The organism is Thioclava sp. DLFJ4-1 (assembly GCF_002020145.1).
GTDB classification, from domain to species: domain Bacteria; phylum Pseudomonadota; class Alphaproteobacteria; order Rhodobacterales; family Rhodobacteraceae; genus Thioclava; species Thioclava sediminum.
In genome coordinates this window covers 322,171-345,924 of the sequence record NZ_MPZT01000004.1, presented here as the reverse complement: position 1 = coordinate 345,924, position 23,754 = coordinate 322,171, and the positions used below count along the sequence as shown (strand labels likewise).

Annotated in this window: 21 protein-coding genes; 12 read left to right on the top strand and 9 right to left on the bottom strand. The window is 65.3% G+C overall.

Annotated elements, in window-relative coordinates; genetic code table 11:
• The first annotated feature begins 152 nt into the window (after window positions 1-152).
• From BMI85_RS14590 to BMI85_RS14575, 4 genes are all read left to right on the top strand, one after another.
• The gene (locus BMI85_RS14590; RefSeq protein WP_078601789.1) at window positions 153-1,526 is read left to right on the top strand and encodes an aminotransferase class III-fold pyridoxal phosphate-dependent enzyme; all 1,374 of its coding nucleotides are present in this window, start codon (window positions 153-155) and stop codon (window positions 1,524-1,526) included.
• A 93-nt stretch (window positions 1,527-1,619) separates the two neighbouring features.
• Window positions 1,620-2,618: a taurine ABC transporter substrate-binding protein gene (gene tauA / locus BMI85_RS14585; protein ID WP_078601788.1), complete on the top strand. Its 999-nt coding sequence runs from the start codon at window positions 1,620-1,622 to the stop codon at window positions 2,616-2,618.
• A 77-nt stretch (window positions 2,619-2,695) separates the two neighbouring features.
• On the top strand, window positions 2,696-3,481 hold the full coding sequence (locus tag BMI85_RS14580) for a taurine ABC transporter ATP-binding protein (RefSeq protein WP_078601787.1): 786 nt from the start codon (window positions 2,696-2,698) through the stop codon (window positions 3,479-3,481).
• Window positions 3,478-4,344 (top strand): ABC transporter permease subunit, encoded by an 867-nt coding sequence (locus BMI85_RS14575; RefSeq protein WP_232621617.1) that lies wholly within the window; start codon window positions 3,478-3,480, stop codon window positions 4,342-4,344. Before BMI85_RS14580 ends, BMI85_RS14575 begins: the two co-directional genes overlap by 4 nt.
• Window positions 4,345-4,450: 106 nt before the next feature.
• Here BMI85_RS14575 and BMI85_RS14570 read toward each other — a convergent pair whose 3' ends face one another.
• The 3 genes from BMI85_RS14570 to BMI85_RS14560 form a co-directional block, all read right to left on the bottom strand.
• Window positions 4,451-5,575, bottom strand: coding sequence for a PQQ-dependent sugar dehydrogenase (locus BMI85_RS14570; protein WP_078601786.1), 1,125 nt, complete (start codon window positions 5,573-5,575; stop codon window positions 4,451-4,453).
• A gap of 240 nt (window positions 5,576-5,815) precedes the next feature.
• A complete protein-coding gene (locus BMI85_RS14565; RefSeq protein WP_078522979.1) occupies window positions 5,816-6,436 on the bottom strand; it encodes a DnaJ domain-containing protein in 621 nt (206 codons plus the stop codon).
• Window positions 6,437-6,713: 277 nt separating this feature from the next.
• The gene (locus BMI85_RS14560; RefSeq protein WP_078601785.1) at window positions 6,714-7,112 is read right to left on the bottom strand and encodes a hypothetical protein; all 399 of its coding nucleotides are present in this window, start codon (window positions 7,110-7,112) and stop codon (window positions 6,714-6,716) included.
• A 175-nt stretch (window positions 7,113-7,287) separates the two neighbouring features.
• On the opposite strand from BMI85_RS14560, the gene cobS reads away from it, so the two are divergent.
• Window positions 7,288-8,259, top strand: a complete 972-nt coding sequence (gene cobS / locus BMI85_RS14555; RefSeq protein WP_078542657.1) for a cobaltochelatase subunit CobS — start codon at window positions 7,288-7,290, stop codon at window positions 8,257-8,259.
• Window positions 8,256-8,843 carry a hypothetical protein gene (locus BMI85_RS14550; RefSeq protein WP_078601784.1) on the top strand — a complete coding sequence of 196 codons (588 nt, stop codon included), beginning with the start codon at window positions 8,256-8,258 and terminating at the stop codon, window positions 8,841-8,843. Before cobS ends, BMI85_RS14550 begins: the two co-directional genes overlap by 4 nt.
• Window positions 8,844-8,934: 91 nt before the next feature.
• On the opposite strand, the gene BMI85_RS14545 is transcribed toward BMI85_RS14550, so the two are convergent.
• Window positions 8,935-9,534: an NAD(P)H-dependent oxidoreductase gene (locus BMI85_RS14545; RefSeq protein ID WP_078601783.1), complete on the bottom strand. Its 600-nt coding sequence runs from the start codon at window positions 9,532-9,534 to the stop codon at window positions 8,935-8,937.
• Window positions 9,535-9,813: 279 nt separating this feature from the next.
• Here BMI85_RS14545 and cobT point away from each other — a divergent pair, with 279 nt between their 5' ends.
• Window positions 9,814-11,691: a cobaltochelatase subunit CobT gene (gene cobT / locus BMI85_RS14540; protein WP_078601782.1), complete on the top strand. Its 1,878-nt coding sequence runs from the start codon at window positions 9,814-9,816 to the stop codon at window positions 11,689-11,691.
• A complete protein-coding gene (locus BMI85_RS14535) occupies window positions 11,691-13,490 on the top strand; it encodes an aminopeptidase P family protein (protein WP_078601781.1) in 1,800 nt (599 codons plus the stop codon). The genes cobT and BMI85_RS14535 overlap by 1 nt, the downstream gene beginning before the upstream one ends.
• A gap of 136 nt (window positions 13,491-13,626) precedes the next feature.
• Here BMI85_RS14535 and BMI85_RS14530 read toward each other — a convergent pair whose 3' ends face one another.
• A complete protein-coding gene (locus tag BMI85_RS14530) occupies window positions 13,627-14,799 on the bottom strand; it encodes an acetate/propionate family kinase (protein WP_078601780.1) in 1,173 nt (390 codons plus the stop codon).
• Complete coding sequence (locus BMI85_RS14525) at window positions 14,796-16,184, bottom strand: bifunctional enoyl-CoA hydratase/phosphate acetyltransferase (protein ID WP_078547606.1); 1,389 nt, start codon at window positions 16,182-16,184, stop codon at window positions 14,796-14,798. The genes BMI85_RS14530 and BMI85_RS14525 overlap by 4 nt, the downstream gene beginning before the upstream one ends.
• A 177-nt stretch (window positions 16,185-16,361) precedes the next feature.
• Between BMI85_RS14525 and BMI85_RS14520 the strand changes: the two genes are divergently transcribed.
• The 4 genes from BMI85_RS14520 to BMI85_RS14505 all read left to right on the top strand — a co-directional run bounded on the left by BMI85_RS14520 (window position 16,362) and on the right by BMI85_RS14505 (window position 19,975).
• Window positions 16,362-17,738, top strand: coding sequence for an FAD-linked oxidase C-terminal domain-containing protein (locus BMI85_RS14520; RefSeq protein WP_078547608.1), 1,377 nt, complete (start codon window positions 16,362-16,364; stop codon window positions 17,736-17,738).
• A complete protein-coding gene (locus BMI85_RS14515) occupies window positions 17,735-18,127 on the top strand; it encodes an SgcJ/EcaC family oxidoreductase (protein ID WP_078542649.1) in 393 nt (130 codons plus the stop codon). Before BMI85_RS14520 ends, BMI85_RS14515 begins: the two co-directional genes overlap by 4 nt.
• 113 nt (window positions 18,128-18,240) lie before the next feature.
• On the top strand, window positions 18,241-19,152 hold the full coding sequence (locus BMI85_RS14510) for a hypothetical protein (protein WP_078601779.1): 912 nt from the start codon (window positions 18,241-18,243) through the stop codon (window positions 19,150-19,152).
• A gap of 169 nt (window positions 19,153-19,321) precedes the next feature.
• The gene (locus tag BMI85_RS14505; RefSeq protein WP_210402362.1) at window positions 19,322-19,975 is read left to right on the top strand and encodes a glycosyltransferase domain-containing protein; all 654 of its coding nucleotides are present in this window, start codon (window positions 19,322-19,324) and stop codon (window positions 19,973-19,975) included.
• A 32-nt stretch (window positions 19,976-20,007) separates the two neighbouring features.
• On the opposite strand, the gene recN is transcribed toward BMI85_RS14505, so the two are convergent.
• The 3 genes from recN to lpxC form a co-directional block, all read right to left on the bottom strand.
• Window positions 20,008-21,657 (bottom strand): DNA repair protein RecN, encoded by a 1,650-nt coding sequence (gene recN / locus BMI85_RS14500; protein WP_078601777.1) that lies wholly within the window; start codon window positions 21,655-21,657, stop codon window positions 20,008-20,010.
• 21 nt (window positions 21,658-21,678) lie between these two features.
• Window positions 21,679-22,527: an outer membrane protein assembly factor BamD gene (locus BMI85_RS14495; protein ID WP_078523038.1), complete on the bottom strand. Its 849-nt coding sequence runs from the start codon at window positions 22,525-22,527 to the stop codon at window positions 21,679-21,681.
• A 179-nt stretch (window positions 22,528-22,706) separates the two neighbouring features.
• Window positions 22,707-23,627: a UDP-3-O-acyl-N-acetylglucosamine deacetylase gene (lpxC, locus tag BMI85_RS14490; RefSeq protein WP_078522993.1), complete on the bottom strand. Its 921-nt coding sequence runs from the start codon at window positions 23,625-23,627 to the stop codon at window positions 22,707-22,709.
• Between the last annotated feature and the right edge of the window lie 127 nt (window positions 23,628-23,754).

Sequence of the window (23,754 nt, the reverse complement as noted above, 5' to 3'; positions counted from 1 at the left end):
TCCGGTCATTTGCCCAGCTCAGGGCTTAAAACCTCTGCCCGAAATACATCGACGCCGAAATCTGGCCCCATCGGAATTGGCGCTCTGGCCCTCACATGCTGCGCTGCCGCAATGCTTGATTGGCGCCGAACCCAAAGGAAAGGGAAACCCCGATGGACGGTCAGTTCAACGATATCAGCGCCACGGTCGAAGCCGACCGCGCCCATGTCTGGCACCACCTGTTCCAGCACGCAGCCCTGGACCACCGCGATCCGCGCATTCTTGTCGAGGGCAAGGGCATGACGGTCTGGGACCAGAATGGTCGCGACTATCTCGATGCGGTCTCGGGCGGCGTGTGGACGGTCAATGTCGGCTATGGCCGCGAGAGCATCGCCAATGCCGTGCGCGACCAGCTTCTGAAGATGAACTATTTCGCAGGCTCGGCGGGCACGATCCCGGCGGCGCAGTTCGCCGCCCGTCTGGTCGAAAAGACGCCGGGCCTGAGCCGCGTCTTCTTCGCCAACTCGGGCTCCGAGGCGAATGAGAAAGCCTTCAAGATGGTCCGCCAGATCGCGCACAAGCATCACGGCGGCAAGAAGTGGAAGATCCTCTACCGCGAGCGCGACTATCACGGCACCTCGCTGGGCGCGATGGCGGCCTGCGGTCAGGAACAGCGCCGCGACCAGTATGGCCCCTTCCCCGACGGGTTCGTCGCCGTGCCGCATTGCCTCGAATATCGCGCGCAATGGGATGACGCGGATTACGGCCTGCGCGCCGCGAACGCGATCGAAGAGGTCATCCTGCGCGAAGGCCCCGACACGGTGGGCGCGATCTGCCTCGAGCCGATCACGGCAGGCGGCGGCGTCATCACCCCGCCCGCGGGCTATTGGGAGCGGGTTCAGGAAATCTGCACCAAATACGACATCCTGATCCATATGGACGAGGTCGTCTGTGGCATGGGCCGCACCGGCGAATGGTTCGGCTACCAGCATTACGGCATCAAGCCCGATTTCGTGACCACCGCGAAGGGTCTGGCCTCGGGCTATGCCGCGATTTCGTGCCTGATCACGACTGAGGACGTGTTCGAGAAGTTCCGCTCCGACCCCGACGATCCGATGAGCTATTTCCGCGATATCTCGACCTTCGGCGGCTGCACGGCGGGCCCGGCGGCGGCGCTGGAGAACATGCGCATCATCGAGGACGAGAACCTGCTCGCGAATACCAACGCGATGGGCGATCTGCTGATGGACCGCCTGATGGAACTGAAGGACAAGCACGCCGTCGTGGGCGATGTGCGCGGCAAGGGCCTGTTCTGCGGGCTCGAACTGGTCGCGGATCGCGCCACGAAAGAGCCGCTCGACGAGAAGCTCGTCGAAAGTGTGGTCGGTGCCTGCGACGCGGAAGGCGTCATCATCGGCAAGACCTCGCGCTCGTTCAAAGGCTTCAACAACACGCTGTGCCTGAGCCCCGCGCTGATTGTCGGCCCGTCCGAGATCACCCGGATCACCGAGACGATCGACCGCGCGCTGGCCAAGCTCAGCGCCTGACACGGATCAACACTGGCCCGGGCGGGCAACCGCCCCGGCCCCTCCCCGAAAGAGGCCGCAAACGGCCCGCTCAACCAACAGACGAGGATAGACATGTTCAAGAAAACCGCCCGTTACGCGACGCTCGCGCTGATCGGCCTGCTGCCGATGGCCACGGTGGCCTCGGCAGAAACGCTGATCATCGGCAATTTCGGGACGCCGATCCCGATGATGACCAAGGTGAAGACCGAGGACTATGCAAAGGCGATGGGCTACGATGTCGAGTGGCGCAAATTCGCCTCGGGCACCGACGTGATCGCCGCGATGGCTTCGGGCGACGTGAAGCTCGCAGCGCTCGGCTCCTCGCCCTTCGCGATCGCCGCCAGCCAGGGCGTTCCGATCAAGCTGTTCATGATCGGCGACGTGATCGGTCAGGCCGAGAGCCTGATCGCGCATGAAGGCTCGGGCATCTCGTCGCTGGCCGACCTCAAGGGCAAGCGCGTGGCCGTGCCGGTCGGCTCGACCGCGCATTTCTCGCTCACCGGCGCGCTCAAGCATGAGGGCATCTCGGAAAGCGACCTGACCATCCTGTCGATGTCGCCCGACCAGATCGCGGCCGCGTGGGAGCAGAACGCCATCGACGCCGCCTGGATCTGGGATCCGGTTCAGTCGCAGCTGCTGAAATCGGGCACCCGCATCATGGGCGCGGATGAGACCGCGAAATGGGGCTACCCGACCTTTGACGGCTGGGTCGTCAACAGCCAGTGGGCCGAGGAAAACCCGGAAGCCGTCGCAGGCTTCGTGAAGGTCACCGCCGAGGCCGACGCCGCCTATATCGACAACAAGGACGCCTGGACCGCCGACAGCGACGAGGTGAAAGAGATCGCCACGAATACCGGCGCGGACGCAGCACAGGTTCCGGGCATCCTCGGTGGCTACACCTTCCTCAAGCCCGCCGATCAGGTCGGCTCCGACTGGCTGGGTGGTGCGATGGCCCCCGCGATCAAATCGACCGCCGAATTCCTGAAGGAAGCGGGCCGGATCGACACCGTCGCGGATGACTACTCGCAGTTCATCACGCTCAAGCCGCTGCAAGACGCGATGGGCGAGTAACGACACGCCCAGCGCCCGGCCAGCCCTCTGGCCGGGCGTTTCCCATTCCCCAGCTCCGCCCCGGAAAGGAAGCCCAGATGCTTGAAATCCGCCGCGCCTCCGTACTCTACCCCGCCCGTGACAAATCCGAGCCGGTCGAAGCCCTTCGCAATGTCGAGCTGACCATCGAGCCGGGCGAATTCGTGGTCGCCCTCGGCGCCTCGGGTTGCGGGAAATCGACGCTCCTGAACCTGATCGCGGGCTTCCTCGCGCCCAGTTCGGGCCAGATCAAACTCGACGGCGCCCCCGTCACCGGCCCCGGCCAGGACCGCGCCGTGGTGTTCCAAAAACACGCGCTGATGCCGTGGATGAACGTGCTCGACAACCTCGCCTTCGGGCTGAAACTGCAGGGCGTCGCCAAGGAGAAACGCTACAAGGTCGCCCGCGAATTCCTGACCGTGCTGGGCCTTGAGGGGTTCGAGGACAGCCCCGTCTACATGCTCTCGGGCGGGATGCAGCAGCGCGTGGGCATCGGCCGGGCGCTGACCGCCGATCCGCGCATCCTGCTGATGGACGAACCGCTCGGCGCGCTCGATGCGCTGACCCGCGAACGCGCGCAGGAACTGATCCTGAAAATCTGGGAAGCGCAGGGCAAGTCGGTGTTCCTGATCACCCACTCGGTCGAAGAGGCGCTCTTCATGGGCTCCAAGCTGATCGTGATGTCGCCCCGTCCGGGCCGGATCACGCACCGCTTCGACCTGCCCTTCTCGCGCCGGTTCCTCGCAGGCGAGAGCGCCCGCGACGTGAAGGCATCCCCCGAATTCATCGCGATGCGCGAGACCATTCTCGGCATCATCTTCGCAGACGAGGAGAAGGCCGCATGACCATGGATATCCAAGATGACAGCCGCCCCGCCCCGATGATCAAACGCATCTTCCGCCAAGCGCCCACGAAACCCGGCCAGACCTATGGCGTGCCGGGCGAAGGCAACACGATCAAGATCTCGGTCGTGGCCGTTCTTGTGGTGCTGGGCCTGTGGCAGATCGTGACCGCCTCCGGGCTGATCGCACCGCTGTTCCTGCCCTCGCCCGTGGCGGTCGTGCAGAAGCTCTTCGGGCTGATCTCGACCGGCTTCACCGGCGTGCCGCTGTGGGAGCATATCCTCGTCTCCGCAGGCCGCGTCTTCGCCGCCTTCGCGCTGGCCTGTATCATCGGAATTCCGCTGGGCCTCGCGATGGGGATGAGCCCGGTGATGCGCGGGCTGTTCGATCCCTTCCTCGAGTTCTACCGCCCGATCCCGCCGCTGGCCTATCTGCCGCTTATGATCATCTGGTTCGGCATCGGCGAGACCTCGAAAGTGCTGTTGATCTTCCTGTCGGTGCTGGCCCCGGTGGCGCTCGGTGCGCGCGCAGGCGTCCGCTCGGTCGCGATCGAGCAGATCCATGCCGCCTATTCGCTGGGCGCGAGCCGCGCGCAGGTGCTGCGCGAGGTGGTGCTGCCCTCGGCGCTGCCGGAAATCCTGACAGCGATGCGCATCGGTGTGGGCTTCGGCTGGACGACGCTGGTCGCCGCCGAGATGGTCGCCGCGACGATGGGGCTTGGCTACATGGTCCTTTCGGCCAGCCAATTCCTGCAGACCTCGACCGTGCTCGTGGGCATCTTCCTGATCGGCGGCATCGCGTGGTGCTTCGATCTGGCGATGCGCTGGGTCGAGAAGAAAGTCGTGCCGTGGAAGGGCCGGATGTAAGCCCGCAACGCGAAAGGCCGGGCATGATCCGCCCGGCCTATGTCCAAGGCGGCGGCGCTGCGCTGAGAAGCGCGCGCCGTCGTTTTCATTTACGCTCGTGCGCAGATCACTTCGGCAGCAGCTGATAGAGCGCGCCGTCCCCCGCATCCTCGATGATCCAGACCTCGCCCTTGGGCCCCACGGCCACGTCGCGCACGCGCATCTGCAAATCCCAGCGCGCGATCTGATCCGAGCCGTCGCCCGCGATCAGCGCGAGCCCATTGCCCGCAAGCCCGCCGATCAGCATATCGCCCTGCCAGTCGGGAAAGTCGCGCCCCTCATAGACCGCGAGCCCCGCTGGCGCGATCACCGGCGTCCACCACAGTTTCGGCGGCGAGAAGTCGGGCCGCGTGTCGTGATCGGGGATCGACAGGCCGGAATAGTGCCGCCCGTTCGAGACTTCGTTCCAGCCGTAATTCTTGCCCTTCTCGATCAGGTTCAACTCGTCGCCACCGCGCGGCCCCATCTCATGCTCCCAGAGCTTGCCGTCGGGCGTGAAGGCGAGGCCGTATTGGTTGCGGTGCCCCTCGGTCCAGGTCTCGGCGCGCACGCCGCCTGCCCCCTCATGGGGATTGCCGGGCGCGGGCTCGCCGTCGCGGGTCAGGCGCAGGATCTTGCCGCGCGGATTGTCGGGGTCCTGCGCGGTGTCGGGCTGCATCCGGTCGCCCACCGTGAGGTAGAGCATCCCGTCCGGCCCGAAGGCCACGATCCCGCCGGGCTGGCCACGCCCGCCCGGCGTCTGCTGCCAGATCGTCTTCAGCTGCGTGAGCTTGCTGCCGTCCAGCACGCCGCGCGCCAGATGCAGCGCGTTATCCGGCGCGACGTAAGTGATATAGACCGCGTGCGTGTCCGGGAAATCGGGCGGGACAGCGACGTCGAGCAGCCCGTTCTGGCCGCTATATTGCACCTTCGGCAGACCGCTGATCGCCTGCGCTCTGCCGCCCGTGACATGCCACATCTTGCCCGCCTTGCCGGTCACCAGAACCGAGCTGTCGGGCAAGGGCGCGATGGCCCAGGGATTTTCCAGCTGCGCGATCGGCTTGAGCACGAAAGGCAGATCGTGGCTCGCGGGTTTCTCGCCCACGTTCTGCGCGGCGGCAGGGGTGGCGAGTGACGCGAGGCAGAGACTCGAGAAGACGGGGATCGTCAGGGCGAGCGCCAGTACGGCGCGCAGGCTCGGGAACGGGTTCATGAAGCACCTCCTCCCCTAGAGATGGGGCGGGGGCGCAGGATGGGAAGGGGTCTAAGGGGCGCTGCCCCTCTGCCTGCGGCATTCACCCCGGGATATTTCAAAAGAGCGAAGACATGTAAAAAGGCGTCTTCGCTCTTGCGCAAATATCCCGGGGGACGCGCGTTAGCGCGGGGGGCAGAGCCCCCAATTCCTTAAGATAAGATTTGTCGCCCTCAGACGAAGGAAGTAGAGCCCCTGCCGTCACTTGAAGTTGCGGCTGTCTTTCAGCTGATCCCAGGCCCAGACGACCTCTTGCAGCATCTCTTCCTGAGAGCGGTCGCCGCCGTTCATATCCGGGTGCAGCACTTTGATCAGCGCCTTGTAGCACTTGCGGACCTCGGCCTTGGTCATCGAGTCCTTCGCCTCGAGAATATCGAGCGCGCGACGTTCAGTTGGCGGCAGCTTGCGGCCCATCGTCCGACCGGGGTTCTTCGTGGCGTTGTCGCCGAGAATCTCATGCGGGTCCGAGATGCCGTGACGCGCCCAGCCGGCCTCTTCCTTGGCCTTGCTGAAGGGCTTGGTCGGCCGCTCCCAGACGGTCGCATTGTCGAGGAAGGCCTGGAATTCCTCCTCGGACTGACCCTGGAAATAGTTCCAGTTCAGATTGTACTCGCGGACGTGGTCCTTGCAGAACCAGTAGTAGTCATCGAGGATTTTCGGGCTTTTCGGCGCGCGGTACTTGCCCGGCTCGTTGCAGCCTTCCTTGTCGCAGATCCGGGTCGAGGTCTCGAACGCCCCCGACATGCCGCGCCTGCCACGCGAGCGGCGCTTCTTGTCCGCCGCGGCCGAAATGTTGAAGCCGAAAGGATCGCTGTTGCTCATGCTTGCCTCTTGCCTGCTGCCCGAATGCCACTTCGGGGCGGCGTTTGAGGCCTGCCTCCGAGTCGGGTCACGCAGTCTACTGGAAATGACGGATGTTGAAAGGGGGTCGGGCGGAAATGGGGCCGCTATTTGCTCGGATCAAGGGTCGGTGCGGGGCGCCCCGACGGCAACGCAACCGGCGCGCCGACATCGGGCGCGCGGCATGTATTGGGACTGGCGGCTCAGGACGCGCGGCCCCGCTTTCGGGACGCCGCCTTCGCAACGCCCCTGCCCCGCGTCAGTCTTCGTCTTTGAATGTCCCGTCGCGATTGGCGCGCAGTTTCGGCGCGCGGCCTTCCGGCGCATCGGCGAGAAGCGCGCGGCGCTTGGCCTCGGGCGCGTCCTCGTCATTGGCCGCATCCTCGGGATCGGGATGCGCGCCGACCGCGCGCGCCGGATCGGCGCTGGTGGGACGGCGGAAGACGAGCAGGTTGTGATAGACCGTGGATTTGCCGGTCAGGCCGGTGCGCTCTTCCGCGGGCAGGGTCTCTGCGCGCAGGTATTCCCAGCCGCGCGTGGCCATCTCGTTCATCACGCCCGAGAGCGCATGGGCGAAGCGGTCCGCGCCGGATTTCAGGCCGCGCTCCTTGTCGCCGCGCGCGGGCGCCGGGATGACCTTGTATTCGTAATGCTGCATGATGCACCTCAAGCTTTGCGGCCTTTCTAGCGGATGGCGGGTCCGGGTCAACTCAAACCAAGCCACGCTGGCGGGAACGGGCCGATAGCAGCCTCGCGCATCACGCGTCATCGCCCCCTTGCACGCCTGCGCGCGATGGTTCACAAATCGACCCAACCACGAAAGGACGTCCGCGATGCTCGACCAGACCGCCAAGCCCACCGAAGAAATCGACCTGCGCGAGGTGTTCGGCCTCGATTCCGACATGAAGGTCAAAGGGTTTGCAGAGCGCACCGACCGCGTGCCGGAGATCGACTCCACCTACAAATTCGACCCCGATACCACGATGGCGATCCTCGCGGGCTTTGCCTACAATCGCCGCGTGATGATCCAGGGCTATCACGGCACCGGCAAATCGACGCATATCGAGCAAGTCGCCGCCCGGCTGAACTGGCCCTGCGTGCGCGTCAACCTCGACAGCCACGTGAGCCGGATCGACCTGATCGGCAAGGATGCGATCAAGCTCGTGGATGGCAAACAGGTCACCGTGTTCCACGAGGGCATCCTGCCCTGGGCTCTGCGCAACCCCACCGCGATCGTCTTCGACGAATACGATGCGGGCCGCGCCGACGTGATGTTCGTGATCCAGCGCGTGCTGGAGGCCGACGGCAAGCTGACGCTGCTCGACCAGAACGAAGTGATCACGCCGAACCCCTATTTCCGCCTGTTCGCGACCTCGAACACGGTGGGTCTGGGCGACACGACCGGCCTCTACCACGGCACCCAGCAGATCAACCAAGGTCAGATGGACCGCTGGTCGCTGGTCTCGACGCTGAACTATCTCAGCCATGACGCCGAGGTCGCGATCGTTCTGTCGAAGAACCCGCAATACAACACCGAGGCCGGGCGCAAGACGATCAGCCAGATGGTGACCGTGGCCGATCTCAGCCGGACCGCCTTCATGAATGGTGATCTCTCGACAGTGATGTCGCCGCGCACGGTGATCGCCTGGGCACAGAACGCGCGCATCTTCGGCAATATCGGCTATGCGTTCCGTCTGAGCTTCCTGAACAAGTGCGACGAGCTGGAGCGCCAGACCGTGGCCGAGTTCTACCAGCGCCTCTTCGACGAGGAACTGCCGGAATCGGCGGCGGCTATCGCCTCGTGATCCCGCGCCTCGCGATCCGGGGCGCGCTCTTCGCGGCGCTGCTGCCCTTCGCGGCGGCAGCTCAGGAGGCGCCCAAGGATGGCGAGATTTTCGCGGCCCTCACCGGGGATTGGAACGGCGACGGCACGCAGGATGCGGCGATGCTGGTGCAGAACGGCGCGGATGCGGCCGATCTGGTGATCTATCTCGGTGATCCGACCTTCGGGCTGAAACGCGAGATGACGGTCGAACGGGTGGTCTTTTCGGGCCAGATGGGCGGTCAGACACCCTCGCTCGAGCCGCTTTCCGACAGCGCGTTCAAGCTGCATTCCGAACAGATCGGGATCGGGCGCACCCCGTGGGAAAGCGCCTATTCCATCGCGTGGCGCAATGGCGGCTTCGTCGTCTCGGGCTACAGCTACCGCTATTACGACCGGATCGATCCCGAGGATACCGGCACCTGCGACGTGAACCTGCTCAATGGCGATTACGTCATGACGCGGCGCGGGCAGACCGCGAAGGGCTCGCAGGATCGTCGCGCCTTCCCGCTGAGTACGTTGCACGCGGACTGGATGCCGATGATCTGCACGGGGCTTTTCCAGTAATCGCAGCCCCTGGAGGCGCGCATAAAAACGCCCGGCGCGGGGGCCGGGCAAACTCGTTACTCTACTACTACGTGTGGCAGATCCGTTTGGATCATGCGGCTTGACGATTTTCTGTCTCGCCCTTGGCCAGCTTCGCCGCCTGACCCCAGAACGCCATGTCGTCGAGCAGCGTTTTCGCCGGGCCGTCCAAATGATCGCCCAGCTCCGCGATCGGCGTGCCTTGCGCGGCCTTCACGAAATCCGCACCGCCGATGCTGACCGCGCCCGCAACCGGGACCATGCCGAAGTTGATCGCGACGAGCCGCAGATGCTCGACCGCGCGGGCAGCGCCCACGCCACCATAGCCCACGGTGCCCAGCGGCTTGCGACGCCAGCCCTCAAACGCATAGTCGAAGGCGTTCTTGATCGTGGCCGGGATCGAGTGGTTGTACTCCGCCGTCACCACGATGAACCCGTCGAATTCCTTGAGCTTCTCACCCCAGGCCTGCGCCTTCTCGCTGGTCACGGGCTTCGCTGCAGGCGGAGCCACCTCGTCGAAGAAGGGCAGCGCGGCTTCGCGCAGATCCAGAACCTCGTAGCACATGTCGTCGCGCGCATCGATCTTGGTCTCGAACCATTCGAGTGCGCGGTCAGCGAAGCGCCCTTCGCGCGTCGTGCCGACGATCAGGCCGATGTTCAAAGTCTCGCTCATGTCGAACTCCTTTCGGGTATGTCGTCCGGTGTGTCGCACGGGGCCCTCGATTGGGGAAGTCGGGCCACAGGGGGAGGCGTGCGTCTCGTGTTCAACTCTACGTAAGCTATGTTCCGGCCCATCCAACCCGTCCGCTATGTGCACAGGTGAACGGATGCCGCGCGCCAGCAGCGGGAACTTTCCCAGCCCCCCGCCCCGCGCAAACCGGGCCGATCCGCCGCGCGCGTCTCGCGCGATCGGCTCTTGCGGGCGGACGCGCGCGATGCTTTATCTGAGGCTATGAGCAAGCCTTCCGACAACCCCGCGGATCCCTTCAAAAAGGCGCTGGCCGAGGCCACCAAGACGATGGCCGACGCGCCCGATATGACGGTGAGCTATTCGGTCGACCCTTCGGGTATGACCGCCGACACGATGCGCCTGCCGCAGGTCTCGCGCCGGATGACGCGTGACGAGGTTCTGCTGGCGCGCGGCACGGCCGATGCGATGGCGATGCGCCGCCGCCACCACGATGCCGCGATCGACAGCCGCTATGCGCCCTCGGGCGATCTGGCGAGCGCGATCTACGAGGCGATGGAGACCGCGCGCTGCGAAGCTTTGGGCGCGCGCGACATGCCCGGCACGCTCAGCAATATCGACGCCAAGATCGCCCATGAGGCCGAGCGCAAGGGCTATGCCCAGATCCGCGCCCCCGAAGAGGCGCCGCTCTCGGTCGCCGCGGGCTATTTCGTGCGCGAACTGGCGACGGGCCGGAAACTGCCGCCCGGCGCGGATAACGTGCTCGACCTCTGGCGCCCCTTCATCGAGCAATCGGCGGGCGACGATCTGGAGAACGTCAATCACGTCCTCGCGGATCAGGCCGCCTTTGCGCGTCTTACCCGCAAGGTGATCGCCGATCTCGGCTATGCCGATCAGCTGGGCGACGATCCCGACGAGGATATGGGCGACGAGTCCGAGGACGAGCAGGAAGAGAACGCCGACGAAGAACAGGGCGAAAATCAGGCCCGCGACGAGCAGGAGGACGACGAGGCCGAGGCCACGCCGGAATCCAGCCAGGAAGCGCAGGACGACCAGACCCAGACCTCCGTCAGCTCCGACGATCTCGCCGATCAGGAAATGAGCGACGAGATGGACATGCCGCAGGCCGATGCGCCGCTGGAGCCGCCGCCGCCCCCGCCGCATTCGCAGGCCGATCCGAATTACGCCGTCTACACGACCGAATTCGACGAGGAGATCGCCGCCGAGGACCTCGCCGAACCGGCCGAGCTGGAGCGTCTGCGCCTCTATCTCGACCAGCAGCTCGACCCGCTGAAAGGCGCGGTCTCGCGGCTCGCCAACAAGCTGCAACGCCGTCTGCAGGCGCAGCAGAACCGGTCGTGGGAATTCGACCGCGAGGAAGGGATGCTCGATGCGGGCCGCCTCGCCCGTGTCGTCGCGAACCCGACGACGCCGCTCAGCTTCAAGGTCGAGAAGGACACCGAGTTCCGCGACACGGTGGTGACGCTGCTGCTGGACAATTCCGGTTCGATGCGCGGCCGGCCGATCTCGATCGCGGCGATCTGCGCCGACGTGCTCGCCCGCACGCTCGAGCGTTGCGACGTGAAGGTCGAGATCCTCGGCTTCACCACCCGCGCCTGGAAGGGCGGGCAATCGCGTGAGAAATGGCTCGCCGATGGCCGCCCGCAAAGCCCCGGTCGCCTCAACGATCTGCGCCACATCATCTACAAACGCGCCGATGCGCCCATGCGCCGGACGCGGACCAATCTGGGCCTGATGATGAAGGAAGGCCTGCTGAAGGAGAACATCGACGGGGAGGCGCTGGAATGGGCGCATCGCCGGATGCTGGCCCGCTCGGAGCAGCGCAAGATCCTGATGGTGATCTCGGACGGCGCGCCGGTGGACGACTCGACGCTGTCGGTGAACCCCGCGATCTATCTGGAAAAACACCTGCGCGACGTGATCGCGATGGTGGAACGCCGCCGCGCGGTGGAACTGATCGCCATCGGCATCGGCCATGACGTGACGCGCTATTACCAGCACGCGGTGACGATCACCGATGTGGAGCAACTGGCGGGCGCCATGACCGAACAGCTCGCCTCCCTCTTCGACAGCGATCCGCGGGCGCGCGCCCGCTTCCTCGGGATCAAGAAGGCTATCTAATGTTTCAGGATTTCTCGGTGCAATCGCGCCCCGAACTGGGCCCGCCCCGGCTGGCGGCGCTGCGCGAAGCCATGTCTGCCGCCGGGCTCGACGGCTTCATCATCCCGCGCGCCGATGCGCATCAGGGCGAGTATGTCGCGCCCTGCGATGCGCGGCTGGGCTGGCTGACGGGCTTCACCGGATCGGCAGGCTTCTGCATCGCCCTGCCCGAGATCGCGGGAGTCTTCGTCGATGGCCGCTACCGGGTGCAAGTGCGCGCCGAGGTCTCGCTCGACCATTTCACCCCGGTGAACTGGCCCGAGGTGAAACCGGCCGAGTGGTTGACGGAAAACGCCCATGCCGGCGCCAAGATCGGCTTCGACCCATGGCTGCATACCAAATCCGAGATCGCGAATATTCGCGAGGGGCTGGAAGGCACCGGCATCGCGCTGATCGAGAGCGAGAACCTCGTGGACCGCGTCTGGGAGGACCGCCCTGCCCCGCCCGCCGAACCGGCCCGCATTCACCCGCCGGAATTCGCGGGCGAGACGGCGGCGGAGAAACGCGCCCGTCTGGCAAAGGCGCTGCGCGACGACGATATCGCGGCCGCCGTGCTCACCCTGCCGGACTCGATCTGCTGGCTGCTGAACATTCGCGGCTCCGACATTCCCCGCAACCCGGTGGTGCAATCCTTCGCGGTGCTCTTCGACGATGGCGCGGTTAAGCTTTTTGCCGATGACGCGAAATTCGACGCCGACCTGCGCGCCCATCTGGGTGATGAGGTCTCGATCCTGCCGCCCGACAGCCTGACCGCCGCGCTGGAGGCGATCGAAGGCCCGGTGCTGGTCGACCCCGACAGCGCGCCGCTCGCCGTCTCGCTGCTGCTGGCCGATCACGACACCAAGATCCATGAGGCGCGCGATCCCTGCATCCTGCCGAAGGCGCGCAAGAACGCCGCCGAAGTCGCGGGCATGGAGGCAGCCCATCTGCGCGACGCCACCGCTATGGTCGAATTCCTGAGCTGGCTCGACACGGAAGCCCCGAAAGGCCAGTTGTCCGAGATCGACGTGGTCACCGCCCTTGAGGGCTTCCGCCGCGACACCAACGCGCTGATCGACATCTCCTTCGAGACGATCTGCGGCGCGGGCGGCAATGGCGCGATCGTCCATTACCGCGTGAACGAGGACACCAATCGCCCCGTGAAACCGGGTGAATTGCTGCTGGTGGATTCGGGCGGCCAATATGTCGACGGCACCACCGACATCACCCGCACCGTGGCCGTTGGCGACGTGCCACAAGACGCCAAACGCCCCTTCACCCGCGTACTGCAAGGCATGATCGCGCTATCGCGCACGCGCTTCCCGCGCAGCGTGGCAGGCGCCCATCTCGATGCGCTCGCCCGTGCGCCGCTTTGGGCCGAGGGCTGGGATTACGATCACGGCACCGGCCATGGCGTCGGCGCTGCGCTCTGCGTGCACGAAGGCCCCGCGCGGATTTCCCGCGTGTCGACCCTGCCGCTCGAACCCGGAATGATCCTGTCGAACGAGCCGGGCTATTACCGCGAGGGCGCATTCGGCATCCGGATCGAGAACCTGATCCTCACCGAAGAGGCCGAGGCCAAGGGCGACAATCGCGACCAGCTCTCCTTCTCGACGCTGACCTGGGTGCCGATCGACCGCCGCCTGATCGACGTCGATCTGCTCGGCCCCGAGGAGCGCGACTGGCTCAACGCCTATCACGCGGAGGTGCTGGAGCGGATCGCGCCGAAGGTCAGCGAGCGCGCCAAGGCGTGGCTGCAAACCGCCTGCGCGCCGATCTGAGGGGGCGCGCGCAGCAAGCCGTCGGATGCCTCCGGCGGGGATATTTAGGGCAATTGGAAGGGAAGCCTGCGCTCTGCTTCCAACTGCTCCAAATATCCCCCGCGGAGCGTTCCGCAGGGGCCGCAAGCGCCGTCGCCTACAGGTCCAGCACGGCCTTTGCCGCCCGCGCGATGACGATTTCCTCATTGGTCGGGATCACGAGCACCCGCACCGCGCCCGCCCCGATCTCGCGCGCATTCTCGGCATTGGCGGCAGGATTGACCGCGACCCCGAGGAATCCCAGACCGTCGCAGGCCTGCGCGCGCACGCGGGACGAATTCTCTCCGATCCCGCCGGTGAAGACGATCCCGTCCAGGCCGCCCATCGCCGCCGCCATCGCGCCGATCTGACGCTTGATGCGGAAGCAGAAATAGTCGATCGCTTCTTTCGCTTTGGGGTCGCCTGATCCTTCCAGCGTGCGCATATCGTTGGAGATGCCGGACATGCCCAGAAGCCCGGATTCCTTGTAGAGCAGCGTCGAGATCTCGGACGCGCTCATCCCCTCCTGATCCATCATGTAGAGCAGGATGCCGGGGTCGAGCTCGCCCGGACGCGTGCCCATCGGCAGCCCTTCGAGGGCGGAAAACCCCATCGTCGAGGTGACCGACTGGCCGTTCTCGATCGCGCACATCGACGCGCCCGAGCCTAAGTGCGCGACGATCATCCGCCCTTTGTGCAAGTCGGGCTCGGTGCGGGTCAGCTCGCCATTGATGAAATCATAGCTCAGCCCATGAAAGCCGTAGCGGCGCACGCCCTTCTCGTAATAGCGGCGCGGCAGGGCGAAGGTGTCGCTGACGAAGGGATGGCCGCGATGAAAGGCCGTGTCGTAGCAGGCGACCTGCGGCGTGCCGGGGAAGGTATCGACCGCCGCGCGGACGCCCGCGAGGTTATGCGGCTGGTGCAGCGGCGCGAAGGGAGCGAGTTGAGCGAGCTCCTTCATCAGCGGTTCGGACAGGGGCTCGGGGGCGGCATGGTCGATCCCGCCATGCACGATCCGGTGGCCGACCGCGATCACCTCCAGTCCCGGAAAGGCCGCCTGAAACGCCGCGAGCGCGGTGTGGAGCGCCGCCGCATTGGTCGCGAAATCGTCCGGGGCGGAGGCGGGCAGCGGTAGCGGCGCGCCATCGGGGCCGCTGAGTTTCATCGCTGCCTCGCGCCGCCCGATCCGGTCGACATGTCCAAGTGCGAGCGTGTCGAGGTCTTCCGAGAACAGCCCCAGTTTCAGCGAGGAGGAGCCGGAGTTCAGCGTCAGGATCGCGCGGGTGCTCATGCGCGATCCCCGCAGGTCCGGTGGTAGTGGATCGAGGCCACGGCGGCGGAGGCCAGCCGCGCCATACCGCTATCGGAGCGCGAGTTCAGGATCACCGGCACTTTCGCGCCCAGCATCAGCCCCGCCCCTTCCGCATGGGAGATATAGGCGAGCTGCTTGGCCAGCATATTTGCGGAGTCGATCCCGGGTGCTACCAGCACCTCGGCCCGGCCCGCCACGGCCGAGCGGATGCCCTTGGTACGCGCGGCGGCCAGATCGACGGCATTGTCCATCGCGAGCGGCCCATCGACCTCGCCTCCGGTGATCTGCCCGCGCTCTGCCATCTTCGACAAGAGCGCCGCATCGAGGGACGACGGGATCGCGGGCGTCACGGTCTCGACCGCAGACAGCACGCCCACTTTCGGCACCTCGATCCCGATCGAGATCGCCACGTCGATCGCGTTTTGCACGATATGCACCTTGGTCTCGAGATCGGGCGCGATGTTGATCGCGGCATCGGTGACGATCAGAGGATGCACGACGCCGGGCACATCCATCACGAAGACATGGGTGAAGCGTTTGCCGACCCGCAGCCCCGTCGCCTTGTCGAGCATCGGCTTCAGCAGCGCATCGGTATGCAGGTGGCCCTTCATCACTGCGCCCGCGCGCCCCTCGTTGACCAGCTGCACCGCCATGCGCGCGGCATCGCGGGCGGTCTCGGCGGGCAGGATCTCGAACTTGGTCACGTCGCGGCCCAGCTCCTTCGCGACGGACATGATCTTTTCGGGATGGCCGATCAGCAGCGGCTCGATCAGGTGATGTTCGGCGGCGAGGAGCGCACCGTCGAGTGACACCGGCTCTTCGGGGCAGACGACGGCGGTGACCAGATCGGGCAGCGGCTCGGCCTTCTCCAGCAGTTTCTCGAAATGGCGATGGCGCTGCGAGATCAGTCCCGGCACTTCGAGCGCATCGAATTTCAAATGTTTCTGCGGGGCATGAACCTCGGCCTCGCCCTCGACGATCAGCGCGTCGTCACCCACACGGCGCACTTCCGTCTTCATCCGCAGAAGATCGCCAGGCAGCTTCTCGAGCACCTCGACGCGGGCGCAGAGCTCCTGCCCGGCGGCCGCGAGATCGTGGAAGCGCAGGCTTTGCGAGCGATAGAGCGTCCCCGGCCCCGGCAGCAGATTACCTAGCACGGCGGTGATCAGCGAGGCCACGAACATGCCCGGCGCATAGGCCTCCTTCTGGCCGTCGCCATCGCCGTCCTCGGCCTCCAGATGAACCGGGTTGTGATTGCCCGAAGCCGCCGCGAAGACGTAGAAATCATCGGCCGTGCACAGCCGCTTCAACTCGGCCGATTGACCGACCTCGATCTCGTCCCATTTCCGGCTCTCGAAAATCATTGCGCGCTCCTTCTTCATTGCCTGCGGCGCAAGTCTGCCGGACCCGCGCGCTGCTAGCTAGGCAGAGATTCGCGACAAATCCTTGATCCGAGACAAAAACCGCCGACAAACCGCAGGAACCCTTTCACTCGCGCGCGGCTGAGCCTAAAGCTTGGGCAGCAAAAATGGGAGGCGTGCATGGCATTGGCAGAGGCGCTGGCGGAACTCGAAACTTTGCTGGGCGACCGGCTCGACACCTCGAAAGGCGCGCGCGACCAGCACGGCCGCAACGAGACATGGTTCGCTTTCGCGCCGCCCGATGCGGTGGCCTATCCGATCAGCGCCGAGGAAGTCAGCGCGATCGTGAAAACCTGCGCCGCCCATGACGTGCCGATCACGCCCTATGGCACGGGCACCTCGCTGGAGGGCCATGCCGTGCCGGTGCGCGGCGGGATCAGCCTCGATCTGATGAAGATGGATCGCGTGGTGGACGTTCTGGCCGAGGACATGCAGGTGCGCGTCCAGCCCGGCGTGACCCGCGAGGCGCTGAATGAAGACCTGCGCGCGACGGGGCTGTTCTTCCCCGTCGATCCGGGCGCGAATGCCTCGCTTGGCGGCATGGCCGCGACCCGGGCGAGCGGGACGACGACGGTGGGCTATGGCTCGATGCGCGACAATGTGGCGGCGCTGGAAGTGGTGCTGGCCGATGGTCGCATCATCCGCACCGGCAGCCGCGCGAAGAAATCCTCGGCGGGCTACGATCTGACCGCGCTGATGGTCGGCTCGGAAGGCACGCTCGGGATCATCACCGAGCTGACGCTGCGCCTGCACGGCCAGCCCGAGGCGATCTCGTCGGCGGTCTGTGCCTTCGACACGCTGGAAGCGGCGGTCGAGACGGTGCAGATGACGATCCAGATGGGTATCCCGATGGCTCGCATCGAATTCGTCGACGACCTGACTGCGCAGATTTTCAACGAGGCCAACGGCACCGATTTCCCCGCGAAACCGCATCTGATGATCGAGTTTCACGGCTCGGAAAGCGGCGTGGCCGAGGCGTCCGAGCGCTTCGGCGAAGTCGTGGCCGAGATGGGCGGGGCCGATTTCCAATGGGCGACGACGACCGAGGACCGCAACAAGCTGTGGAAGATGCGCCACGGTGCCTACCCTGCCACGATCGCGCATCGCCCCGGCTGCATGGGGCTGGTGACCGATATCTGCGTCCCGATCTCGCGGCTGGCAGAGGCCGTGGCCGCGACGAAGCATGACATCCTCGAAGCCGGGCTGATCGGCCCCGTTGTGGGCCATGTCGGCGACGGAAATTTCCACTCGGTCCTGCTGCTCGATCCCGAGGATAAGGACGAGTTCAAACGCGCCAAGCAGGTGGCCGCGAAGATGGCCGAACGTGCGCTGGAGATGCAGGGCACCGTCACCGGCGAGCACGGCATCGGCATGGGCAAGATGGGCTATATGCGCGGCGAGCATGGTGCAGGCTGGGACGTGATGGGCCAGATCAAGCGCGCGCTCGACCCGCAGAACATTCTCAATCCCGGCAAACTGGTGGAGCAGGACGAATGAGCTTCGAGACCCCGGACGCGCTGCCGCGCGCCTTTGCGAAAGCCTGGGGCGCGCGCGACGCGCAGGCGCTTGCGGGCTTCTTCGCGGAAGATGCCGATTTCATCTCGCTCACCGGCGGGATCGCCTCGGGCCGCACCCAGATCGCGGAACTGTTCGCAGGCGAACTCGCCGGCGCCTTCTCGCGCGCGCGGCTGGTGACCGGCAAGGCCAAATCGCGCGCCGTCGGCGCCGAGGCCGCGGTCGTCCTCCAACGCTTCGTCCTGACCGGGATCATCACCGAAAACGGCGCGGATGCGGGCCGGATCGGCTGCACGCTGGCCGCAACGCTTGGGCTGACGCCAGCGGGCTGGGAAATCGTCGCCGCGCAATTCGTGGTGGAGGCGGGGTAAGACGCCGTATGGCGGCTCCCAGCCGCTTAACCTATGGTTGCGACATGGGAGAAATCAGACCAAGAATCGTCTTCGTTTGCAGCGACCGGCACCTCTCGCTGGGCAGCACCTTCATGCGCGCCCATCAGCTGATTGAACTGATTTCGCCCGAGCTTGGCGACGAGATCGATCTCTCCATTTCCCTCGCGCCGCGCAAGTCGAAGCTTTGGGGCAAGATCGCGCGCCGTCTCTGGGCTGCACGCCAACCTGAAGACGCGATCTTCTTCGTCACGAAAAGCGCCCTGCCCGTGCTGCGCCCCGAGGTCGCCGCGATCCTGAAGAAACGCGGGGGGACAATTTGTGCCGACTATGTCGATGGCGATCTCGACCGGCTTTTGTTGCCCGCCGCCGATCTGCATATCGCAAGCTCGTACCAATCCGAACGTCAGCTGGTCGACCTTATCGCTGAGCGGAACGCCGATGGACCGCATATCGCGCCCAAGGTTCATACGATCCTGCATGGCCCAGACATCCGCCTTGCCAATCAGGCTGTGCGCGCGCAGCAGGACACATTCCGCATGGTCTATTTCGGCGACCCGCTGAACTGCCAAATGAGCGAGGCACTGCGAGACAAGATCGACGTGCTCAACGCGGCCCATGCCGAAGATTTCGAGGCCACTTTCGAAGCGCTTGGAGATTATAGCGCGCATTACTGCGTCCGCCCCGACGCGCAAGGCGGCCGCGTGACGAAACCATTCACCAAGGGGATGATCGCCGCCGCCTGCGGAGCCGTTCCGCTGGTGAACCGCTCGGTGCCCGATGCCGAAGCGCTGCTTGGCGCGGACTATCCCTATTTCACCGAAGACGACAGCGACACGGCGGTAGAAGCGGCTTTCCAGAAGATGGCCGCCGAGTTCGGCCGGCCGAACTGGACACAGGCCTTGAGCGCGACACAGGCGATGGCCGCGCGTGTTTCCGCCCCCGCCATTGCTCAAAGATTCAGAGAACTCGTGAAAATCGCGCGCGGGAGCGTGTTTTCACTTTGAGCCGAGTGGCGCTTTGGATAAGGGGGAAGACATCATGACCCCCAGTTCATCCTCTTCAGATCGGCCAAGGGTTGTCGTCTATACTGCCATAATCGACGAATACGACTTACCCCTGCCTCCGCGCCAGTCCGATCCGGACGTCGACTATATTCTACTGTCCAACACCCCCATGCCCAAGGCGCGTGGCTGGACCGTCCGGCCGCTTCCCGAACCGGCCCGTGACCTGCCCTCGGGCGATGCGAACCGCTGGTGCAAAATGTTCGCGCATGAGATTTTCCCTGAATACGGCTATTCGGTCTATCTCGACGGGAACATTCGGATCGTCAGCAACCTCAAGGTTTTGCGCGACGAATTCATCGCCTCGCATGCCGCGATCGGGCTGTTCAAACACCCGACGCGGTCCACCATTGACGAGGAATGCACCGAACTGTGCGACTCCCCCCGCTTCTCGCCCGAGGAAAAGGCTGCGATGCTTGCGCAGCTAAACCGGTATCGCGAGGATATGCCGACCGGGTGCGGCGTGCCGCTCTCCGAAAACAGCATCATCTTCCGCAACCATTGCGCCACCAACCTCGCGCCGGCGATGCAACTCTGGTGGGAGGAATATCGTCAAAACTCGAAGCGCGATCAGCTGGCCTTGCCGTGGGTACTGCAAAAGGTCGATCTATCGGTCCACCGGTGGGGTTGGTCCTTCCGTCACCCGAACCCGCATTTCATCCGGATGCCGCATTTCAGCGGTCGCTCCGGCGGGGCGCTTTCGGTCGCGCGTTACTATCTCTCGATGCATCGCAAGACACTGCGCAACCGGCTGAAAGCCCGGTAGGCAGACCACCACGAAACACGCGCGACCGACGCTCAACCCTTCAGCAGATCCAGCGCAGCAGCCTTGGCGGCTTCGGTGACTTCGGCGCCTGCGATCATGCGGGCGATTTCGTCGGTGCGCTCGGCTGTGGCCAGTGCGCGGACCTCGGAGGTGGTCATGTCGTTGTTGACCGATTTCGCGACGCGGAAATGGGTCGCGCCGCGGGCGGCGACCTGCGGGGAATGGGTGACGACGAGGACCTGCGCGCCCTCAGCGAGCTTCGCGAGACGGCGACCCACGGCATCGGCTGTGGCTCCGCCCACGCCGCGGTCGATCTCGTCGAAGATCAGGGTCAGCGTATCGGCGCCGCGCGCGAGCACGACTTTCAGCGCCAGCAGGAAGCGTGACAGCTCGCCGCCCGACGCGATCTTGTTGAGCGGCCCTGCCGGCGCGCCGGGGTTGGTGGCGACGGTGAAGCGCACGGTGTCGGTGCCCTCGGCACCGGGCTCGCCCTCCGACAGCCGCGTCTCGAACACGGCGCGATCCATCTTCAGCGGCGCCAGTTCGCCCGCCATCGCGGTATCGAGTTGCCCTGCGGCCTCGGCACGCGCCTTCGACAGCGCAGCGGCGGCCTTGTCATAGGTCGCGCCTGCTTTGGCGAGCTCGGCTTCCAGCGCGCCGATCCCTTCCTCGCCCGCGTCCAAGGCAGTCAGCTTCTCGCGCAGGCCTTCAGCGAAATCGGCCAGCTCATCGGCGAGCACACCATGTTTGCGCGCAAGGCCACGGATCGCGAACAGACGCTCCTCGCAGGCCTCCAAAGCATGGGGATCGAAATCGAGCGCATCCAGCGCGGTCTCGACGCCCTGCGCGGCCTCACCCAGTTCGAGGAAGGCGCGTTCCAAGGCCTCCAGCGGCGCATCGAGCCGCCCCTCGGCCCTGTCCGCTGCACCTTGCAGCCAGCGATCGGCGTCACGCATCATCCCCTCCGCCCCTTCCGGGCCGAGGGCGGAAAAGGCACGCGACACATCTTCGCGGATTTTCGCAGCGCCCTGCATCAGGCGGCGCTGGCTGTCGAGCTCGGCTTCCTCGCCGGGTTTCGGATCGAGCGTATCGAATTCCTTCACCGAATAGCGCAGGAATTCTTCTTCCTCCTTCACCGCCGCGAGAGAACTCCGCGCCGCCTCCAGTTTGCGCGCCGCCGCGGCCCGCGCTTTCCACGCCGTGCGGGTGGCCTCCAGCAGATCGGAATGGCCCGCGAAGGCATCGAGCAGCGCCCGGTGACCGCGTTCGTTGAGCAGACCGCCATCGTCGGATTGGCCGTGCAGTTCCACCAGCGAGGCGGAGACCTGACGCAGGACGTCGCCCGACGCCCGGCGGTCGTTGATCCAGGCGGTTTTGCGCCCGTCGCGCGCATTCACCCGGCGCAGGATCAACTCGTCCGAGACAGGGATGCCCGCTTCGGCCAGTACCTCGCGCGCGGGGTGATCGGAGGGCAGCTCGAACACCGCGGTCACCTCGCCCTGATCGGCGCCCTGACGCACCAGTTCGGCCCGTCCGCGCCAGCCCAGCACGAAGCCCAGACAATCGAGCAGGATCGACTTGCCCGCCCCGGTCTCGCCGGTCAGCACATTGAGGCCGGGGCCGAAGTCCAGCTCCAGCCTCTCGATAATCAGAATGTCGCGGATATCCAGCGAATGTAGCATTTCAGACCATGAGGGCCCCGATCAGAGCCACTTGCCCTGAACCACCTGACGATACACGCTGGACAGCCATCCGTTGCCCTTCGCCTCGGGCTTCAACCCACGCTTTTGCAGCAGGTTGAAAGCGTCCTGATAGAAGGGCGAGGACTGGAAGTTGTGGCCGAGGATCGCGCCTGCGGTCTGGGCCTGATCGGTGATGCCGAGTGCCAGATAAGCCTCCACCAGACGTTCCAGCGCCTCGGGCGTGTGGCTCGTCGTTTGGAATTGCTCCACCACCACGCGGAAGCGGTTGATCGCCGCGGTGTAGTTGCCGCGCTTGAGGTAGTAACGCCCGATCTCCATCTCCTTGCCCGCGAGGTGGTCGAAGGCGAGGTCGAATTTCAGGATCGCCGACTGGGCATATTCCGAATCCGGGTATTTCTCGATCACGTCGCGCAGCGCCTGCAGCGCCTGGAAGGTCAGGCCCTGATCGCGGCCGACCTCGTCGATCTGATCGTAATAGCTGAGCGCCAGAAGATATTGCGCATAGGCCGCATCTTCGTCGCCCGGATAGGTGTCGAGGAATCGCTGCGCCGAAGCGCGGGCTTCTTCGTAATTCTTCGCCTTATGCTGGGCATAGGCTTCCATGATCAACGCGCGCTTGGCCCATTGCGAATAGGGGTAAAGCCGCTCGACCTCGGAGAAATACTTCAGCGCGGTATTGGGGCGGCGCGGATTGCCGACCTCCAGCTCGTATTCGCCACGCTCGTAGATTTGCTTCGCCGTGAAGTTTTCGAGGTTCGGTGCTTTGTTCGGGTCAGTACCGCAGGCGGAAAGCGCCATTACAAGACCAAGAGCCCCGAGTTTCGCTGCCGCCAGTTTGCCGCGCGCCATGCCCTGCCCCATCCCTCTTTCGTTGCCGGAGAAAGGCCCCGGACCCGTCAATCACTACCCCGTTTCGGAGGCCGTTCGGCATGTCCTAGCATAGAAAAATCCGGGGCGCAAAATGCCTTTGCGGGTTTTGACGCCCCTTTTCCCGATGCCCGCGAACCCGTGACCGGGCCGCGATGCATTCAGGCCGATGCCAGTGCCGCTGCCGAGCATACACCAGCGCCGGGCAAGCTGTAAGCCTGCGCGGGCGAACAGGTTTCCCAGCACCACGCATCGGGGCGCTCGAACAACGCCCGCAGAAGCTGGTTGGTCATCGCGTGACCCGCGCGATTGCCACGATAGCGACCGAGGATCGGCGCGCCCGCAAGCGCGAGATCGCCAAGCGCATCGAGCATCTTGTGGCGCACGGGTTCATCCGCGTGACGCAGACCGCCGGGGCTGAGCACCTTGTCGCCATCGACGACCACGGCATTCTCGAAAGTGCCGCCGAGGCTGAGCCCTTTCTCGCGCATCGCGTCGACATCGGCGAGACGGCAGAAGGTGCGGCTGTCCATCAACTCGCGCACGAAGGCGCCATTGGCCATCTTGAGGCGCTTGCTCTGACGACCGATCGCGGCGTCGGTGAAGTCGATCGCAAAATCGATCTCGAGGCCCGCGGCAGGTTCGATGCGCGCCACGGCCTGACCGTTGCGCACTTCGACCGGCTTGAGAATGCGGATCGCGCGCAGTTCAGCGGCAAGCTCACGCAAACCAGCCGCGCGGAACGCCGCGACGAACTGGGCCGAAGACCCGTCGAGGATCGGCACTTCCGGCCCGTCCAGCGAGATCAGCGCATTGTGGATGCCCGAGCCCACGAGAGCCGCCATCAGGTGCTCGATCGTGGAGACCTGAACGCCGTCCTCGTTTTCGATCAGCGTGCAGAGCGTCGCGCTCGGCACGTTGCTCCACAAAGCGGGCACACGCGGGTTCACGCCGGACACATCGGTGCGACGGAACACGATTCCATGGCCTGCAGGCGCCGGATGCACATGCATCTCGACCGGGGCGCCCGAATGGAGCCCAACGCCGGAAAAGGCCACGGATTTGGCAAGCGTCGTCTGCACGATAACCTCACAACTTTTTTCTCTGGCGATCCACGAACACACGGGTCCGAGAGCCGCAGCATCAGTTAGTCAGAGACGGCGGGGTTAACAATTCACTCTTTGTAACGGCCTGAAACATTGCGTCCGC

What these genes read in the sequence shown, in the direction of transcription:
- BMI85_RS14590 (WP_078601789.1), top strand. Translation starts at nt 153, where the DNA reads ATGGACGGTCAGTTCAACGATATCAGCGCCACGGTCGAAGCCGACCGC.
- tauA (WP_078601788.1), top strand. Translation starts at nt 1,620, where the DNA reads ATGTTCAAGAAAACCGCCCGTTACGCGACGCTCGCGCTGATCGGCCTG.
- BMI85_RS14580 (WP_078601787.1), top strand. Translation starts at nt 2,696, where the DNA reads ATGCTTGAAATCCGCCGCGCCTCCGTACTCTACCCCGCCCGTGACAAA.
- BMI85_RS14575 (WP_232621617.1), top strand. Translation starts at nt 3,478, where the DNA reads ATGACCATGGATATCCAAGATGACAGCCGCCCCGCCCCGATGATCAAA.
- BMI85_RS14570 (WP_078601786.1), bottom strand. Translation starts at nt 5,575, where the DNA reads ATGAACCCGTTCCCGAGCCTGCGCGCCGTACTGGCGCTCGCCCTGACG.
- BMI85_RS14565 (WP_078522979.1), bottom strand. Translation starts at nt 6,436, where the DNA reads ATGAGCAACAGCGATCCTTTCGGCTTCAACATTTCGGCCGCGGCGGAC.
- BMI85_RS14560 (WP_078601785.1), bottom strand. Translation starts at nt 7,112, where the DNA reads ATGCAGCATTACGAATACAAGGTCATCCCGGCGCCCGCGCGCGGCGAC.
- cobS (WP_078542657.1), top strand. Translation starts at nt 7,288, where the DNA reads ATGCTCGACCAGACCGCCAAGCCCACCGAAGAAATCGACCTGCGCGAG.
- BMI85_RS14545 (WP_078601783.1), bottom strand. Translation starts at nt 9,534, where the DNA reads ATGAGCGAGACTTTGAACATCGGCCTGATCGTCGGCACGACGCGCGAA.
- cobT (WP_078601782.1), top strand. Translation starts at nt 9,814, where the DNA reads ATGAGCAAGCCTTCCGACAACCCCGCGGATCCCTTCAAAAAGGCGCTG.
- BMI85_RS14535 (WP_078601781.1), top strand. Translation starts at nt 11,691, where the DNA reads ATGTTTCAGGATTTCTCGGTGCAATCGCGCCCCGAACTGGGCCCGCCC.
- BMI85_RS14530 (WP_078601780.1), bottom strand. Translation starts at nt 14,799, where the DNA reads ATGAGCACCCGCGCGATCCTGACGCTGAACTCCGGCTCCTCCTCGCTG.
- BMI85_RS14525 (WP_078547606.1), bottom strand. Translation starts at nt 16,184, where the DNA reads ATGATTTTCGAGAGCCGGAAATGGGACGAGATCGAGGTCGGTCAATCG.
- BMI85_RS14520 (WP_078547608.1), top strand. Translation starts at nt 16,362, where the DNA reads ATGGCATTGGCAGAGGCGCTGGCGGAACTCGAAACTTTGCTGGGCGAC.
- BMI85_RS14515 (WP_078542649.1), top strand. Translation starts at nt 17,735, where the DNA reads ATGAGCTTCGAGACCCCGGACGCGCTGCCGCGCGCCTTTGCGAAAGCC.
- BMI85_RS14510 (WP_078601779.1), top strand. Translation starts at nt 18,241, where the DNA reads ATGCGCGCCCATCAGCTGATTGAACTGATTTCGCCCGAGCTTGGCGAC.
- BMI85_RS14505 (WP_210402362.1), top strand. Translation starts at nt 19,322, where the DNA reads ATGCCCAAGGCGCGTGGCTGGACCGTCCGGCCGCTTCCCGAACCGGCC.
- recN (WP_078601777.1), bottom strand. Translation starts at nt 21,657, where the DNA reads ATGCTACATTCGCTGGATATCCGCGACATTCTGATTATCGAGAGGCTG.
- BMI85_RS14495 (WP_078523038.1), bottom strand. Translation starts at nt 22,527, where the DNA reads ATGGCGCGCGGCAAACTGGCGGCAGCGAAACTCGGGGCTCTTGGTCTT.